Genomic DNA, 14,331 nt, shown 5'->3' with positions numbered 1-14,331 from the left:
AGTATCAGTCCTTTTGGTCTTTTCTGGGGCGCGGGATCCAGGGAGCCTTGTTCCCGGGATGCCGGTTCCTCGGGGTGCCTCGTCGGGTGGCACGACGGACCGGTCAGTGACCTGGGTCGGCGGCCTTCTCCGGGGGTGCCCTGTGGCGGGCGCGGCCGAACTTACTGGCCGGGACGTTCCGGGGCGACGTCGGCGGGGTTGATGCCGAGGGCGGCACGGAGGTCCGACTCACGCTCCTGCATCCCCGACCGCAGGGCATCAGCAAAGCTGGCGACGCTGTCGGAGACCTCGCCCATGGCCCGGTTCAGGCCAGCTGGCCCGTAGCTGTCGGCGACAGAGGACAGCTTACGGACGGCGATGACGCCGATCGCGACGCCTGCACCCATCCAGATGACTCGCATGATCATTGACTTCCTCATCGTTTTCTCAGCGGCTTCGGCGGCGGGGCGCGGGCTTGCCGCGTGATGCCAGGGCAGAACGGACACCATAGGAGAAGGCGGCGACCTTGATCAGCGGGGCGCCGACCGTTGCCGCAACCAGTGACGACAGGGCGGAGAGATTCGCTGTCGCGTCGGAGACGTTGGATGTGATTCCGTCGACGTTCTTCAGCTGCTGATGGGTGGTGGTGACCGTGCTGGTCACTTCTTCGATCAGGGGCGTGGTTTCGTTGCTCACACTCCGGATCGTGGTCCGAAGCTCATCGAACACTTTCCCGAGCTTCCACACCGGCACAGCCAGCAATGCCACCAGCACGGCGAATACTCCAGCCGCGATGAGACCGGCGATATCTCCACCAGACATGGATCGTGTCTCCTTTAGAATCAGGTAGGCCGCCTGGGCTTCGACAGCCCGGCGGCAATAACTTACCTATGTACCTTACCTACTCAAAGGCCCGCGGCGTGTGCCGCGGGCCTTCGAGCTCAGGTCCTTGCTGGAATAGCTAAGGAACTAGCGTGCGTAGTATTCCACCACGAGCTGCTCTTCACAGGTCACGGGGACCTCTGAGCGCTTGGGGCGGCGAACCAGGCGAGCCTGGAGCTTGTCCAGCTGGACCTCCAGGTAGCCGGGAACTGCGGGCAGCACATCGCGGTGCGCGCCTGCGGCGGCAACCTGCAGCGGGTCGAGGACCTCGCTGCGTGGGTGTACGTGAATGAGCTGTCCTTCGGCGACGCGGTAGGACGGGCGGTCAACGCGTGAACCGTCGACCATGATGTGACGGTGAACAACCAGCTGACGGGCCTGCGCGCTGGTGCGGGCGAAGCCGGCGCGGAGCACCAGGGCATCGAGACGCATTTCGAGCAGTTCGATCAGGTTCTCACCGGTCAGCCCCTTGGTGCGGCGGGCTTCTTCGAAGACCCGGGTCATCTGGGCTTCGCGGATGCCGTACTGGGCGCGCAGACGCTGCTTTTCGCGCAACCGTACAGCGTAGTCGCTGTCCTGCTTGCGACGGGCGCGTCCATGCTGGCCGGGCGCGTACGGCCGGCGTTCCAGATACTTTTCAGCCTTGGGGGTCAGAGCAATGCCGAGGGCACGCGAAATGCGAACCTTACGGCGGGCACGTGTGTTGTTAGCCACGAATACCTTCCATTATTTTTGCGGCAAAGCAGCTCAGCCGTCGTTCAGTCGGTCTCACCCGACTGGACGGCTGGCACTTTCAGTGTCGCTGGCCTCCACTTGCGGAGAGCCGGGAGTGGCCGCTTCCCGGTACTACAGTTCGCAGTTTGCGTAACCTGCACGGAAGGGATCCGCCGAAACGGATCACGCTTGATTGAATCAAACCTTCAATGATGGGTTGCGCAGAACGCGACTTGCCAGTCAACCGTCAATCCTAGCAGTGCGCCGGGCCGGCCGCTGAATCGCCACGGCTGCCCGTCACTTGCCGCGGATGATGCGGCGAAGCCTTGCCAGCCGGGAACCGATATCCCGCTCCGCGCCGCGGTCGGTGGGATGGTAGTAGTCGTGGCCCGCCAGGTCATCGGGAGCATACTGCTGGGCGGCGATGCCATGAGGCTCGTCGTGGGAGTAGACGTAGCCGCTGCCATGCCCCAGCTGTTTGGCGCCAGGATAGTGGGCGTCCCTCAGGTGCGAGGGGATTCCCTGCCCGCGCCCGGCCCTGACATCTGCCACTGCTGCGTTGATCCCGTTGTAGGACGCATTGGATTTCGGCGCGGTCGCGATGTGCACCACCGCTTCGGCGAGGATGATCCTGCCCTCGGGCATCCCGATCAGCGCCACCGCCTGGGCTGCCGCCACCGCGGTTTGCAGGGCCGTAGGGTCCGCCATGCCGACATCCTCGGCCGCGGAGATCATCAGCCGCCGGGCGACGAAGCGGGGGTCCTCCCCCGCCTCCAGCATCTTGGCCAGGTAGTGGAGGGCAGCGTCGACGTCGGAGCCCCTGAGTGATTTGATGAACGCGCTGGCCACATCGTAGTGCTGGTCCCCGGCGCGGTCGTAGCGCAGGGCTGCCACATCGACTGCCTTTTCCGCATGCTCCAGCTCCACGATGACTGGTTCCGCCGGATCCTCCGACGCCGAATGCGCGACCCCTGCCGCGGCTTCCAGCGCGGTCAGCCCCCGGCGGGCATCGCCGGCGGCCAGTCGGACCAGATGCTCCATCGCTCCGTCGCTGACCCTGACCGAACCGTCGAGTCCTCGGGGGTCCTCAACGGCGCGGCCCAGGAGGTCGGCGATGTCGGCCTCGGTCAGGGGCTTGAGCGTCTGGAGCAGGGACCGGGACAGCAGCGGGGAAACCACCGAGAAGGAGGGGTTCTCGGTGGTGGCCGCAATCAGGACCACCCAGCGGTTCTCGACGCCAGGAAGCAACGCGTCCTGCTGCGCCTTGTTGAACCGGTGGATCTCATCCAGGAACAGGACGGTGGTGGTGCGGTGCAGGTCGCGGGCGGTGAGCGCCTCATCCATCACCCGGCGCACATCCTTCACCCCGGCGGTGATGGCCGACAGCTCGACGAATGTCCTGCCGCGGCCGCGCGCGATCACGTGGGCGAGGGTGGTTTTACCGGTGCCCGGCGGGCCCCACAGGATGACTGAGGACGGGCCGGCCGGTCCCGTGCGGTCGGCGTCGCCGGCAAGGGTCCGCAACGGGGATCCGGGACCGAGCAGGTGTTGCTGGCCCACTACCTCATCGATGGAGCGTGGGCGCATCCTCACGGCGAGGGGGCTGCGGTGACGTTCGGCGCTGGTCGCGCTCCTGACGGGTGCGTCGTCATCGTCGTCGTCAGACCCGTAGGCGGCACTGAATAGATCATTCACACTGCCAAGGCTACTGTGAAGCACTGACGCCGGGGATACCGGCCGTCAGCCAACCGCTGGCCGCAGCCAGCCAGCTGAAGAACGGCGTCACGCCGGATCGGAGTCAGACGTGGGATCACCCCGTACGGTGCTGGTGTCTCCGGAGCGGCTGCCCGGCTGGGTGGACCGGTTCGCGGCGGGCAACGGCGGGTTGGTGTCCACGTCCGGGCATGACGCCGAGACCCTGTCTCGTGGGGGTATGGTGCTGCGTGGGGCGAACGGCTGCGTGGCCGAACTGTACCCGCCCCGGGAGGCCCCCGACCCCGGGTCCGGCGTCAATCTGTCGGTAGCGGGGCTGATTGCCTCCGCGACCAGTGAAGACCCCATCGGCCTGCTCCTGGTCCGGCGGGGTGGTTACGCGGCCGGTGTTGCCGAAGCGGGGAAGCTGATCGTCTCGAAGACCGGTACCAAGTACGTCCAGTCACGGACCGCTGCCGGCGGTTGGTCGCAACAGCGGTTCGCGCGGCGGCGGGCCAATCAGGCGTCGGGGCTTGCCGACGCTGCAGCAACCCACGCCGCACGGCTGTTCGGTGAGCACCCGCCCGGAAGCCTGCAGCTCGGCGGCGACCGCACGCTCGCGGCTGAAACGTTGGCCAACCCCGTGTTGCGCCGGTTCCAGTCCCTGCCGCAGTTGAGGTTCCTGGTGGTCCCCGATCCACGCCTGGACATCCTCAAGCAGGCGGCGGTGGACGCCCGCTCCATCAGGATCACGATCAGCGACCCCGAGGCTTCCGCCTGAGGCAGCCCCCCTCAACGATGGGGGCTGCCGAGCGGCCGGGAACTACCGCGCGTCGGAGGCGTGTTGCGCCGCTTCGCGGAGCCGCGAGACGGCCTCGTCCGGGTTGTCCGCCCCGTAGATCGCTGACCCTGCGACGAATACTGTTGCACCGGCCTCGGCCGCGCGAAGAATGGTGTCCTCGGTGATACCCCCATCCACCTGGATGGCGACCGGAAGGTTGGCCCCTCGGACCGCCTCGGCTGCCCGGCGGATCTTGGGAAGCATGACATCCAGGAAGGACTGTCCACCAAAGCCCGGTTCGACAGTCATGATCAGCAGCAGGTCCACCTCGCCCAGCAGGTCCAGGTACGGCTCCACGGGCGTCGCTGGGCGCAGCGCCAGCCCGGCCTTCGAGCCGATGCTGCGCAACTCGCGGGCGAGCCGGATTGGGGCGGCTGCAGCCTCGGCGTGGAAGGTCACCGAAGCGGCACCCAGTTCGGCGTAACCGGGAGCCCAGCGGTCGGCGTCGTCAATCATCAGGTGCACGTCGAGCGGGAGAGTGCTGACCTCCTGGATCCGTGTGACCACCGGCAGGCCCAGCGTCAGGTTGGGGACAAAGCTGTTGTCCATCACGTCCACATGCACGGCGTCCGCTGAGGCGATGCGCCCCAACTCACTCTGCAGGTTGGCGAAGTCGGCGGACAGGATGCTCGGGTTGATGCAGCAGGCGGTCATGGAACTCCTTGAAGCGGATGTGTCGGTGGTCTTCCCACAACCTACCCCGATCGGCAGGGGCACTCGGTTCTAGGCGGTACGGCGGATCAGCGCGAGGAACATCGCGTCGGTGCCGTGGACGTGGGGCCACAGCTGGGCGGTCTTCTCGTGACCGGCAGCCAGCGAGCCGGTCAGGCTGACCCCGTCGAGTGCCTCCCCCGCGTCGATCAATTCGACGTCGTCGCGCCGCCGAAGGCAATCCTGGACCACTGCCGAGGTCTCGGCGGGGTGCGGTGAGCAGGTCACGTAGGCCACCACGCCGCCGGGCCGGACTGCGGTGAGGGCCGCCGCGAGCAGATCACGCTGCAATGCCCCCAGTCCGCCGATATCGGACGGCTTCCGCCGCCAGCGGGCTTCCGGCCGCCGACGGAGGGCCCCCAGTCCGGTGCAGGGTGCGTCGACGAGGATCCGGTCAAAGGTGTCCGGGAAGTCATCGGCGACTGTCCGTCCGTCGCCCACCCGCACGGTCCAGGTGGATGGATCGAGCGGCCGCAGGGCCTGGCGGACCAGCTGGGCGCGGTGCTCGGCTGGTTCGTTCGCCACGAGGGTGTGACCGCCCTGTTGCGCGAGGGCGCCGAGCAGGGCTGCCTTTCCACCGGGCCCGGCGCAGAGGTCGAGCCACTGTTCGTGGCGCTGCCCGCCGACGGGGGCGCCGGCGTCGAGGGCCACGGCAGCCAGTGCCCGGGCGACCAGCTGGGAGCCGGCGTCCTGTACCCGGGTGGTGCCGACCCTGATGCTTTCAAGCCGGCCCACATCGCCTGCCGAGAAGAGCGCTGAGTCTTCGGCGAGCTCGCCCGGTATGGCTCCGGCGTCAAACGCTTCGTCAAGGCTTCCCAGTCCGGGGAGAGCGAGCAGGTTGACCACCGGCGCAGCGTTGTTGGCGGCGAGGAGCGTCTCGATTTCAGAAACGTCCCTGCCATGGTCCACGAGGGCACCGCGGAGCGCGCGGACAATCCATTCGGGGTGGCTGTGGGTGAGGGAGCTGATCTTCGTGGCGTCCGTCAGCCCGGCGGTCAGTTCAGCGACCCATTCCTCGAGGGACTTGGCCGATACCCGTCGCAGGACCGCATTGATGAGTGCAGAGGGGCCAGCGCCGATCACGGCCCTGGCCAGACCGACTGTCTGATCCAGGGCTGCGTGGGCGGGTACCCGCATGGCGAGGAGCTGGTGGGTGCCGATCCGCAGGGCGTCGAGAATGGCTGGATCAAGCTTGTCCAGCGGCCGGTCGACGCACTTCGCCAGGATGGCGTCGTAGGTTCCCTGGCCACGGAGCGCCCCATAGGCCAGTTCGGTGGCGAAACCCGCATCGCGCTTGTCGAGGCGGTGCTTGCGGATGCTGACGGGAAGCACAAGGTTGGCGTAGGCGTCGTCGGCCTCGACGGCGCGCAGTACCTCGAAAGCGACCAGCCGCGCCGGGTCAGCGCGTCGTGTCCGTTCCGAGGGCGCAGCGCTCGAGAATCCACGCGGTTCGGGACGGTTGCGTTCCCGTCCGGCCGCATTCCGGCGCCGCTCGGGCCCGCCGGCTTTGCCGTGCCCGGAATTCTTGCCTTGTCCTGAATTCTTGCCTTGTCCTGCAGGGTTGCCTTGGCCGGGATTGCTCACGGGATGTGCCTCGTCACGAAAAAACCAGCTCTCCTTGTTGTAGGGCGCCGCGCGCCCAGTCCTGTGCTCGCATCATTTTCTTGCCCGCCGGCTGGACCTCGCCCAGGACTACCGCCGAGGATCCGGTTCCCACCAGGACCGAGGTCCCGTCCATCGCCACTTCACCGGGTGCGAGGTCAACCACCGCCGCAGGGGGCAGCTCCGGATCGGGGGTCCACGGCGAGACCGGGCCGATCTTGACCCGCTGGTCGCCGAACTGGGTCCAGGCCCCCGGTTCTGGGGTGACCCCGTTGATACGGCGCCGCACCGCCAGTGCTGGCTGGGTCCAATCCACCCGGGCGTCATCAATGGTGAGTTTGGGCGCCAGGCTCACCTCTCCCTGCTGCGGGACTGCGTCGGCCCGACCGGTTGCCACAGCTGAAAGGGTCTGCACCAGCAGCACTGCGCCGCTGTGGGCGAGCCGCTCCAGGAGTTCACCACTGGTATCGCTGGGGCGGACCGCCTCGGTCATCGTTCCGAAGACGGGGCCCGTGTCGAGGCCCGCCTCAAGGCGGAAGGTGGAGGCTCCGGTGATTTCATCACCGGCCATGACCGCGTGCTGGACGGGGGCCGCTCCGCGCCAGGCGGGCAGCAGGGAGAAATGCAGGTTGATCCAGCCGTGGACCGGGACGTCCAGCGCCGGCTGCGGGACTAGTCCGCCGTACGCGACAATTGCCGCCACGTCGGTATTCAGGGCGGAGATCTGCTCGGTCACTGCGTCGTCGATCCGGTTGGCGCGGATGACGGGTAAACCCAGGTCTGCCGCCCGTGCCGCTACGGGGCTGGGCGTCAAGATGCGTTTGCGCCCCAGCGGGGCGTCCTCGCGCGTCAGCACCCCGACGACGTCGAACCCGGCATCGACGAGCGCGTCGAGAGACGGAACCGCGACACCCGGCGTCCCAGCGAAGAGGATCCTCATCGTCTGGATCCGCGTCCGCTGGGCTGGCCGTCCTGCCGGGTTGAGGCAGCGCCGAGCCCGAAACTTGAGCCGATGGTTTCCGCCCGTTCACGGGCGGTCTGGTCCGCCACCGATGAGTAAGTGGAGCTCCGGATCGCGCGCATGGCTGCCTTACGGTGCTCCCCCACCAGGCGGTCAATGTACAGCGAGCCGTTCAGGTGATCGGTCTCGTGCTGGAAGCAGCGGGCGAGCATCCCGGTTCCCTCATACTCGACCGGCTCTCCGTTGAGGTCGACGCCGGTGACCCTGGCCCAACTCACACGTGGCACTGGGTACCCAAGTCCCGGGATGGACAGGCACCCTTCCGGTTCTTCGGGCACAAGTTCGGTGCCCACCTCAAGTACCGGGTTCACGACGTAGCCCGAAGCGTCACCGATCCTGAAGGTGAAGACGCGCAGGCTCACACCCACCTGGGGCGCCGCGAGACCTGCACCATGCACGTCGTCCATGGTCTGAACCATGTCGGCGACCAACCGGGCCAGCTCGGGGCCGAACTGGGTGACCTCGGCAGCTGGGGTTCTCAATACCGGGTCACCGATGATCCGAATGCTCAAGACGGCCATGCTGTGAGTGGTCCTAACGTTGGGGATGGTGTGATGCGATGCAATTCTAGGCGGGAATCCGGCCGCACCCCCAGTCGGGGAGTTCCTAGCGGGCAGATCCGCTGGCGACGGCGCCACCGGCCGTGACGGGTGGTGGACCGATGGGGAGCAGTGCCCGCCCGGCGGCGGCGGCATCCAGGCCGGCCTCCCACGACCGGCGCAATGCGCAGAAGCGGAACCAGTGCTCCTTGAGAACCTCCGGGTTGGCGCGCATGGCGCGCACCTCGGTCTTGCCGATGGCTACGCCCAGCAGGATCAGTTCGTGGTCATACTTCCACGGTTCCCAGGTACCGGCTTCGCCGTCGACCAGTGACTCCTGGGCCTTCATACCGGCGACGAGCTGCATCACCACCTTGTCGTCGAGGGGCTTCACCTGCCCGTCTCGGTCGGTGTTCTTCGTCTTGAAGTCGATCAGGCATAGCCTGCCACCGATCTCGGCGAGCAGGTCAAGGGTGCCGGCGTAGCCGACTTCATGGTTCCAGACGGTGAGTTCGGCAGCGATCGGCCTCACCTGGTACAGGGTCCACCATTCATCGAAGCGGGCAGCGAAGGCCTCCTCGCCGTTCTCCGCGAGGGCCGCCCGGGCGCCGTCGACGTCGTGGGGCTTCTCCAGGTCCCGAAGGGCAACCTGTTCGCAGTAGTAGTGCACCCGGGTGCCCCGGTCGGCGGCCTCATCCCGGTAGCGTTCCGCGGCGACGGAAGCGTCCTTGACCACGGTGCGCAGCTGCGAGGGGTTGCCGAGAGCTGCGGGTACCCGCGGGTCGTTCGCGACGGCGTTCGCAGCCATGTAGCCGATCCAGCCGTCGAGGGAGGTGGTGGCCTGCGAGATGACCGTGGTGATCGACGGGACGATCGGACGGTCGGTGGTCGAACGGGAATACATGCGTCCGTGCTCAGTCGAATGAGCCAGCAGCGGTTGAGTCATACATCCAGTCTGACACCGGATACTGACAATCTATATTTGGCCACATTCCGGCGTCGCCGGACCCGGATTGGACGAACCCCATTTCCTCCTATAGAGTTTTTACTCGTTGGAAAACGACGAATAACCCTGTAAATCCACGGATTTTCACGCGGTTGTGAATCAACAATCAACATGCGGACGTAGCTCAGCTGGCTAGAGCACCACCTTGCCAAGGTGGATGTCGCGGGTTCGAATCCCGTCGTCCGCTCGCAAGTCACTGTAACTGTCGGAGCACCTTTCGACGGTCCTGGTTTTACTAGGTACGGTGGGGTGGCCGAGAGGCGAGGCAGCGGCCTGCAAAGCCGTATACGCGGGTTCGAATCCCGTCCCCACCTCCAGTACGGAGCTTGCACCCATTTCGATGGGCGATTGGCGCAGCGGTAGCGCGCTTCCCTGACACGGAAGAGGTCACTGGTTCGATCCCAGTATCGCCCACTCCAAGCGGTTCCCGTGATTCTCCGGAATCACCGGGTACCGCTTTTTCGCGGACGTAGCTCAGCTGGCTAGAGCACCACCTTGCCAAGGTGGATGTCGCGGGTTCGAATCCCGTCGTCCGCTCCACTTCCATCGCAGTTCACACGCCGCCAGCACGCGTGCTGCATCCCACCCAACGCGCCTCGTCAGTGGGACTGTCTAGACAATCCCACCGACCAGCCTCGGACGGTGGGATCGCGGAACAGCAACACGCTTGTTCGCTTCCAGCAGGGCCCTGCTGCTAGTGCAGCAGTTTCAGGCCGATCACGCAGGCCACAATGCCCAGCACGAGCAGCACCTTGATCACCGAGGCGGCTTCGCCGTCGAAAATCATCGCGTACGCCACGGTCAGGGACGCGCCAATTCCCACCCAGACCGCGTAGGCGGTCCCCACGGGAAGGGTGCGCATCGCCCAAGCCAGGCCAATCATGCTGAGCGTTACCGCCACACCGAAGATGATTGACGGAACCAGCCGGGTGAATCCCTCCGACTTGCCGAGGGCTGTGGCCCAGACGGCTTCAAGGACGCCGGATACCACTAGAACAATCCATGCCATGACAGTCTCACTCCTGAAACGCCGTCTTGTCGCTGACCGGGTACGGCGCACCTCGTCCGGGTGCCATCTGGCCCTCCAAGGCTGTCACATCGGCGTACCCCGGGCAATACCGTCCGGAAATACGCCGATGGCGGACACTCAGGCAAACCACAGGCTACGTCCTTGGAACTGCCAATGGAGCGCCCTAAGATATCTCGCAGAGGGAACAACAGGTTCCCGGATCGAAAGGAGGTGCCTGTGTCTGTATTTGACGGGCTCAAAGGCAAGGCCGGAGTGCTGAAGGAAAAGGCAACCGAGCTGGTGGGCGAGAACTCTGGAAAGATCAAGGAAGGCATCGGTCACGCTGGCAACTTCGTTGACAGCAAGACCGGAGGCAAGTACGCCGACAAGATCGACAAGGTTCAGACCAAAGCCTCCGAAATGGTTGACAAGACCGACCGCGGGGACACCAACCGGCCAGCTGGCCCTGGAGTTCCTCCGGCCGTATAAGGCCTATTGCTCGACAAAGAAGTGCCGGTCCTGCCGTGAGGCAGTACCGGCACTTTTTGCATGCTTACCCGGTTTGGCAGGAATCCGCTGGGTCTCTACCGCCCGGGCTGGCGAGCTAGGCCTCGCTCCCCTGACGGGCCAGGGCAGTCAACCGGGAGACGGCCCGGTGGTATTTCTTCATGTAGCCGCCGGTCATCATTTCCTCGGTGAACAGCTGGTCGAACGCGACGCCGCTGGCAAGGACCGGGATGTCCTTGTCATAGATCCGGTCAGCGAGGACCACGAACCGCAGTGCCACGGCCTGCTCGGAGATGGTGCCCACGTTGTGCCAGGCGATGTAGTCCACACCGTCGATCAACTGGCGGTAGCGGCTCGGGTGCACTCCTGAGAGATGCTTCACCAGGTCGCTGAAAACATCCTCGGCGAGAATGCCGTCGGGCCCGCCCTTGAGCTCACGCACACGGTCGTGGAGACCCGACTCGCTGAAGGGCTCGGGAGCCTCCGGAAGACCGCGGTGGCGGTAATCCTCACCGTCGATGCGCAGTACATCGAACTGGTCGGCGAGCACCTGGATTTCCCGCTGGAAGTCGACTGCAGCAAACCGTCCGTCGCCGAGCGACCCGGGCAGTGTGTTCGATGTCGCCGCGAGCTTGACCCCGGCGTCGGCGAGCTCACGCATCAGCCGGGACATCAGCACCGTGTCCCCCGGATCGTCTAGCTCGAACTCGTCGATGCACACCAGCGCGTACCCGCTGAGCGCGTCCACCGCGCGCCGGAAGGAGAGGGCACCCACCAGGTTGGTGTACTCCACGAAGGTGCCGAAGGCCTTCTTGCCCGAGGTGGCGTGCCAGAGGGATGCCAAAAGGTGGGTCTTGCCGACGCCGAACCCGCCGTCCAGGTAGATCCCCGCACGCGTTGGCGCCTTCTTCGCGCCGAACAGTTTGCGCAGTCCAGTCGGTTCCGGCTGGTTGACGGTGTCCGCAAAATCGGACAGCGCCTTCACTGCCGCAGCCTGGGACGGCTGGTTGGGATCGGGACGGTAGCTGTCAAAGGACACGTCGCCGAACCGGGGGGACGGATAGAACCCGGTCAGCAGTTCGTCGACCGAAACTTTGGGGGTGCGCTGGGAGAGCTGTTCGATAGTTGCCACGGTAGGCAAGAATACGGCACGTTCAGCTGACCACTGCTTCGTGACCGCCCGCCCCACGCCTTTTGTGGCGTGCGGTGAACCGCCCGGAAATATTTGCGGGCAGGCGTGGTTACGCTAGTAGAGACCACATATTCTTCGCGAGAAAGGCCTACGGATGTCAGTCGCAGCAGATCCCGATGAGAAGTTCGCACACTATGCCCACCCCGAACGGCTCGTCTCCACCGCCTGGCTGGCGGAAAACCTCGACACCGATTCCCTGGTGGTGGTCGAGTCGGACGAGGACGTCCTCCTCTACGACACGGGCCACATCCCCGGTGCGGTGAAGGTGGATTGGCACACTGACCTCAATGATGAGGTCACCCGTGACTACGTCGACGGCGCCGCCTTCGCCCGCCTGATGTCAGCCAAGGGCATCACCCGTGACTCGACAGTTGTCATTTACGGTGACAAGAGCAACTGGTGGGCCTCGTACGCCCTCTGGGTTTTCACCCTCTTTGGCCACGAGGATGTCCGGCTGCTCGACGGCGGCCGCGACAAGTGGCTCGCGGAGGGCCGCCCGACCACCACTGACGTGCCTGCCACCCAGAACGTCGAGTACCCGGTGGTCGAGCGCAACGACGCTCCGATCCGCGCGTACATGAGCGATGTGCTCGACCACCTGGGCAAGCCCCTGATCGACGTCCGCTCGGCCGACGAATACACCGGTGTCCGCACCCACATGCCGGCCTACCCCGAGGAAGGCGCACTCCGTGGCGGGCACATCCCCTCCGCCGCATCCGTCCCCTGGGCGCGCGCGGCTGCCGAGGACGGGACGTTCCGCAGCAGGGCCGAGCTCGATGCCATCTACCGTGACGAGGTCGGGTTGAAGGACGACGACGACGTCGTTGCCTACTGCCGCATCGGCGAACGGTCCAGCCACACCTGGTTTGTCCTGTTCTACCTGCTCGGTTTCAGCAAGGTACGCAACTATGACGGCTCCTGGACCGAGTGGGGCAACGCCGTGCGGGTCCCCATCGTCAAGGGCGAAGAGCGCGGCGAGGTTCCCACGTCATGACCGCGCCGCTACCAGCCAAACTCGACGAGATCGTCGAGGATTTCCAGGCGCTGGACGAGCCCGACCGGCTGCAGTTGCTGCTGGAGTTCTCCCAGGGTCTCCCGGCACTCCCCGCGCATCTGTTGGAGCACCCGGAGTTGCTGGAGCAGGTTGTGGAGTGCCAGACCCCGCTGTTCCTCAAGGTGGAGATCGACGAAAGCCCCGAGCGGATTGTGCACCTCTACTTCTCGGCGCCGCCGGAGGCTCCCACCACGCGTGGGTTCGCAGGGGTCCTCCATGAGGGCCTGGACGGACTTCCCTCGGCGGAGATCCTCGCCGTCCCCGACGACGTTCCGGACCGGTTGGGCCTGACCCGGGCGATCACCCCGCTACGGATGCGCGGCATGACAGCCATGCTCGGCCGGATCAAACGGACGGTGCGCGCGGGCCAGCCGGCCTAGCGCAGCGGCCCGGTCAGTTCCTGACCCCTGGCCGGGCACGGCCGTGCAGCACCGGCGCCAGCCAGTTGGCGACGGTCTGCTCCCACTTCACCGGGTCGACGTTCCATTCCTTGGTATGCCGGGCCCGATGGAACCGTTCGAAGCTGACAAACGCCGGGTTCCGCTCGGCGAGTTCTGCCGAAGCGCCCACCGGGACAAACTCGTCGTCCTCGCTGTGGATAATCAGGGTGGGAATGGTCAGCTGCTCGGCCCGTGCCACCCAGTCGAGACTCTTCAGGTCGAGCGGCGCCGCCAGGCCGGTGGCCTTGCGGCCGGCACGGTTGGTCAAAAGCCACTGCCCCAGCCTCCCGATCGGTGCGGGGATGCGGTTGAGCTGTGCGTGATAGGCAAGGACCTCGATCCAGTTGATCACGGGCCCATCAAGGACCAGGGCCCTGATGCGTTGCCGGTGCCGGGAGAGATCGGCGGTCTGCAGGCAAATGGCGCCACCCATCGACCAGCCAAAGAGCACCACGCCCTCGGCGCCGTGGGCCACCGCGTAGTCAATGGCCGCCTCGACGTCGCGCCACTCGGTCATCCCCAACCCGTACCTGCCGTCAGCGGCGTGCGGAGCCTCGCCGTCGTTCCGGTAGGACGCCAGCAGGCAGGTCATCCCGAGCGAGCGCGCCAGCCGCACGGCCCGCAACCCTTCGGTGCGTTGCACTCCCCTGCCGTGCACCATCACCGCCCAGTCCTTTGAGGTTTCCTCGGCACGGATCAGCCAGGCTGGCGCGACTCCCCCATCCACCGGGATGCCCACCTCTTCATCGGCAAACCCGACAGCCGACGGCGAAGGGAAGACAGCACCGCTCCACCACCCGCGGGTGGCCCCGGCAAGATTGCCCGAATACACGGTTTCCACCTCCCGCTGCACAGTCCCCTCCCGGGGAACGTAGGAGCGGATCGCTCCGATGCGCGCGTGGCCACGGCCGCCGTCAAAGTACAGGCTGTAGGTGCCCTCGACAGTGGTGTCGTCATTGGCGGGGAGGATGACCTGCTGGCCCGTGCCCGTGCCGACCACGGCCAGAATGTCCAGGTTCTCGTCCCTGACGCGTGCCGGAGTGACTACCTGCCGGGCGAAATGTGCTGCGAGTCCCGACGTGGCGACCGCGACGGAGGAGCCAACCGCGGTGCCAATCCCTACCCCGAGCATCGTCCAGCGG

The 14,331-nt window shown here is 66.1% G+C and carries 16 protein-coding genes, 4 tRNA genes and 1 riboswitch; of the genes, 8 read left to right on the top strand and 12 right to left on the bottom strand.

Going from position 1 to position 14,331, the window contains the following annotated elements; translation table 11 throughout:
* Positions 1-161 precede the first annotated feature (161 nt).
* The 4 genes from HMI57_RS16615 to HMI57_RS16600 form a co-directional block, all read right to left on the bottom strand.
* Positions 162-407 (bottom strand): DUF6167 family protein, encoded by a 246-nt coding sequence (locus HMI57_RS16615; RefSeq protein WP_171587115.1) that lies wholly within the window; start codon positions 405-407, stop codon positions 162-164.
* A 19-nt stretch (positions 408-426) separates the two neighbouring features.
* Positions 427-801 carry a DUF948 domain-containing protein gene (locus tag HMI57_RS16610; protein WP_171587114.1) on the bottom strand — a complete coding sequence of 125 codons (375 nt, stop codon included), beginning with the start codon at positions 799-801 and terminating at the stop codon, positions 427-429.
* A gap of 147 nt (positions 802-948) precedes the next feature.
* A complete protein-coding gene (gene rpsD, locus HMI57_RS16605) occupies positions 949-1,575 on the bottom strand; it encodes a 30S ribosomal protein S4 (protein WP_019482828.1) in 627 nt (208 codons plus the stop codon).
* 297 nt (positions 1,576-1,872) lie between these two features.
* Positions 1,873-3,270 carry an AAA family ATPase gene (locus tag HMI57_RS16600; RefSeq protein WP_171587113.1) on the bottom strand — a complete coding sequence of 466 codons (1,398 nt, stop codon included), beginning with the start codon at positions 3,268-3,270 and terminating at the stop codon, positions 1,873-1,875.
* Between the two features lie 109 nt (positions 3,271-3,379).
* Between HMI57_RS16600 and HMI57_RS16595 the strand changes: the two genes are divergently transcribed.
* Positions 3,380-4,048: an acVLRF1 family peptidyl-tRNA hydrolase gene (locus HMI57_RS16595; protein ID WP_171587112.1), complete on the top strand. Its 669-nt coding sequence runs from the start codon at positions 3,380-3,382 to the stop codon at positions 4,046-4,048.
* Positions 4,049-4,090: 42 nt separating this feature from the next.
* Here HMI57_RS16595 and rpe read toward each other — a convergent pair whose 3' ends face one another.
* From rpe to HMI57_RS16570, 5 genes are all read right to left on the bottom strand, one after another.
* On the bottom strand, positions 4,091-4,762 hold the full coding sequence (rpe, locus tag HMI57_RS16590; RefSeq protein WP_171587111.1) for a ribulose-phosphate 3-epimerase: 672 nt from the start codon (positions 4,760-4,762) through the stop codon (positions 4,091-4,093).
* A gap of 69 nt (positions 4,763-4,831) precedes the next feature.
* Positions 4,832-6,403: a transcription antitermination factor NusB gene (locus HMI57_RS16585; protein WP_171587110.1), complete on the bottom strand. Its 1,572-nt coding sequence runs from the start codon at positions 6,401-6,403 to the stop codon at positions 4,832-4,834.
* 13 nt (positions 6,404-6,416) lie between these two features.
* The gene (gene fmt / locus HMI57_RS16580; RefSeq protein WP_171587109.1) at positions 6,417-7,361 is read right to left on the bottom strand and encodes a methionyl-tRNA formyltransferase; all 945 of its coding nucleotides are present in this window, start codon (positions 7,359-7,361) and stop codon (positions 6,417-6,419) included.
* Positions 7,358-7,963, bottom strand: coding sequence for a peptide deformylase (gene def, locus HMI57_RS16575; RefSeq protein ID WP_216607627.1), 606 nt, complete (start codon positions 7,961-7,963; stop codon positions 7,358-7,360). Before def ends, fmt begins: the two co-directional genes overlap by 4 nt.
* 85 nt (positions 7,964-8,048) lie before the next feature.
* On the bottom strand, positions 8,049-8,927 hold the full coding sequence (locus HMI57_RS16570) for a cytochrome (RefSeq protein WP_171587107.1): 879 nt from the start codon (positions 8,925-8,927) through the stop codon (positions 8,049-8,051).
* Between the two features lie 173 nt (positions 8,928-9,100).
* Here HMI57_RS16570 and HMI57_RS16565 point away from each other — a divergent pair.
* The 4 genes from HMI57_RS16565 (at position 9,101) to HMI57_RS16550 (ending at position 9,527) form a co-directional block, all read left to right on the top strand.
* Positions 9,101-9,174 (top strand) — tRNA-Gly (locus HMI57_RS16565).
* 56 nt (positions 9,175-9,230) lie between these two features.
* Positions 9,231-9,304, top strand: a tRNA-Cys gene (locus HMI57_RS16560).
* A gap of 25 nt (positions 9,305-9,329) precedes the next feature.
* Positions 9,330-9,401 (top strand) — tRNA-Val (locus tag HMI57_RS16555).
* A 49-nt stretch (positions 9,402-9,450) separates the two neighbouring features.
* A tRNA-Gly gene (locus tag HMI57_RS16550) sits at positions 9,451-9,527 on the top strand.
* A 154-nt stretch (positions 9,528-9,681) separates the two neighbouring features.
* On the opposite strand, the gene HMI57_RS16545 is transcribed toward HMI57_RS16550, so the two are convergent.
* Positions 9,682-9,996 (bottom strand): SMR family transporter, encoded by a 315-nt coding sequence (locus HMI57_RS16545; protein WP_171587106.1) that lies wholly within the window; start codon positions 9,994-9,996, stop codon positions 9,682-9,684.
* Positions 9,997-10,011: 15 nt separating this feature from the next.
* A riboswitch (guanidine-III (ykkC-III) riboswitch) is annotated at positions 10,012-10,073 on the bottom strand.
* A gap of 160 nt (positions 10,074-10,233) precedes the next feature.
* Between HMI57_RS16545 and HMI57_RS16540 the strand changes: the two genes are divergently transcribed.
* Positions 10,234-10,485: an antitoxin gene (locus HMI57_RS16540; protein WP_171587105.1), complete on the top strand. Its 252-nt coding sequence runs from the start codon at positions 10,234-10,236 to the stop codon at positions 10,483-10,485.
* A 115-nt stretch (positions 10,486-10,600) separates the two neighbouring features.
* Here HMI57_RS16540 and zapE read toward each other — a convergent pair whose 3' ends face one another.
* Complete coding sequence (zapE, locus tag HMI57_RS16535; RefSeq protein ID WP_171587104.1) at positions 10,601-11,635, bottom strand: cell division protein ZapE; 1,035 nt, start codon at positions 11,633-11,635, stop codon at positions 10,601-10,603.
* A gap of 154 nt (positions 11,636-11,789) precedes the next feature.
* Between zapE and HMI57_RS16530 the strand changes: the two genes are divergently transcribed.
* Positions 11,790-12,689 carry a sulfurtransferase gene (locus tag HMI57_RS16530; RefSeq protein WP_171587103.1) on the top strand — a complete coding sequence of 300 codons (900 nt, stop codon included), beginning with the start codon at positions 11,790-11,792 and terminating at the stop codon, positions 12,687-12,689.
* The gene (locus HMI57_RS16525) at positions 12,686-13,129 is read left to right on the top strand and encodes a SufE family protein (RefSeq protein ID WP_171587102.1); all 444 of its coding nucleotides are present in this window, start codon (positions 12,686-12,688) and stop codon (positions 13,127-13,129) included. The genes HMI57_RS16530 and HMI57_RS16525 overlap by 4 nt, the downstream gene beginning before the upstream one ends.
* A 13-nt stretch (positions 13,130-13,142) precedes the next feature.
* Here HMI57_RS16525 and HMI57_RS16520 read toward each other — a convergent pair whose 3' ends face one another.
* Positions 13,143-14,321 (bottom strand): alpha/beta fold hydrolase, encoded by a 1,179-nt coding sequence (locus HMI57_RS16520; protein ID WP_228721172.1) that lies wholly within the window; start codon positions 14,319-14,321, stop codon positions 13,143-13,145.
* Positions 14,322-14,331 lie beyond the last annotated feature (10 nt).

Source organism: Arthrobacter sp. 260, assembly GCF_013116745.1.
Lineage (GTDB): Bacteria > Actinomycetota > Actinomycetes > Actinomycetales > Micrococcaceae > Arthrobacter_D.
The sequence above is the reverse complement of the archived record's forward strand: the minus strand, read 5'-3'. Positions and strand labels throughout refer to the sequence as shown.

Excerpts from the sequence above, each read along its gene's own strand:
- HMI57_RS16615 (WP_171587115.1), bottom strand. The coding sequence starts at position 407 with ATGATCATGCGAGTCATCTGGATGGGTGCAGGCGTCGCGATCGGCGTC.
- rpe (WP_171587111.1), bottom strand. The coding sequence starts at position 4,762 with ATGACCGCCTGCTGCATCAACCCGAGCATCCTGTCCGCCGACTTCGCC.
- HMI57_RS16530 (WP_171587103.1), top strand. The coding sequence starts at position 11,790 with ATGTCAGTCGCAGCAGATCCCGATGAGAAGTTCGCACACTATGCCCAC.
- HMI57_RS16545 (WP_171587106.1), bottom strand. The coding sequence starts at position 9,996 with ATGGCATGGATTGTTCTAGTGGTATCCGGCGTCCTTGAAGCCGTCTGG.
- HMI57_RS16525 (WP_171587102.1), top strand. The coding sequence starts at position 12,686 with ATGACCGCGCCGCTACCAGCCAAACTCGACGAGATCGTCGAGGATTTC.
- HMI57_RS16570 (WP_171587107.1), bottom strand. The coding sequence starts at position 8,927 with ATGACTCAACCGCTGCTGGCTCATTCGACTGAGCACGGACGCATGTAT.
- HMI57_RS16520 (WP_228721172.1), bottom strand. The coding sequence starts at position 14,321 with ATGCTCGGGGTAGGGATTGGCACCGCGGTTGGCTCCTCCGTCGCGGTC.
- HMI57_RS16610 (WP_171587114.1), bottom strand. The coding sequence starts at position 801 with ATGTCTGGTGGAGATATCGCCGGTCTCATCGCGGCTGGAGTATTCGCC.
- fmt (WP_171587109.1), bottom strand. The coding sequence starts at position 7,361 with ATGAGGATCCTCTTCGCTGGGACGCCGGGTGTCGCGGTTCCGTCTCTC.
- def (WP_216607627.1), bottom strand. The coding sequence starts at position 7,963 with ATGGCCGTCTTGAGCATTCGGATCATCGGTGACCCGGTATTGAGAACC.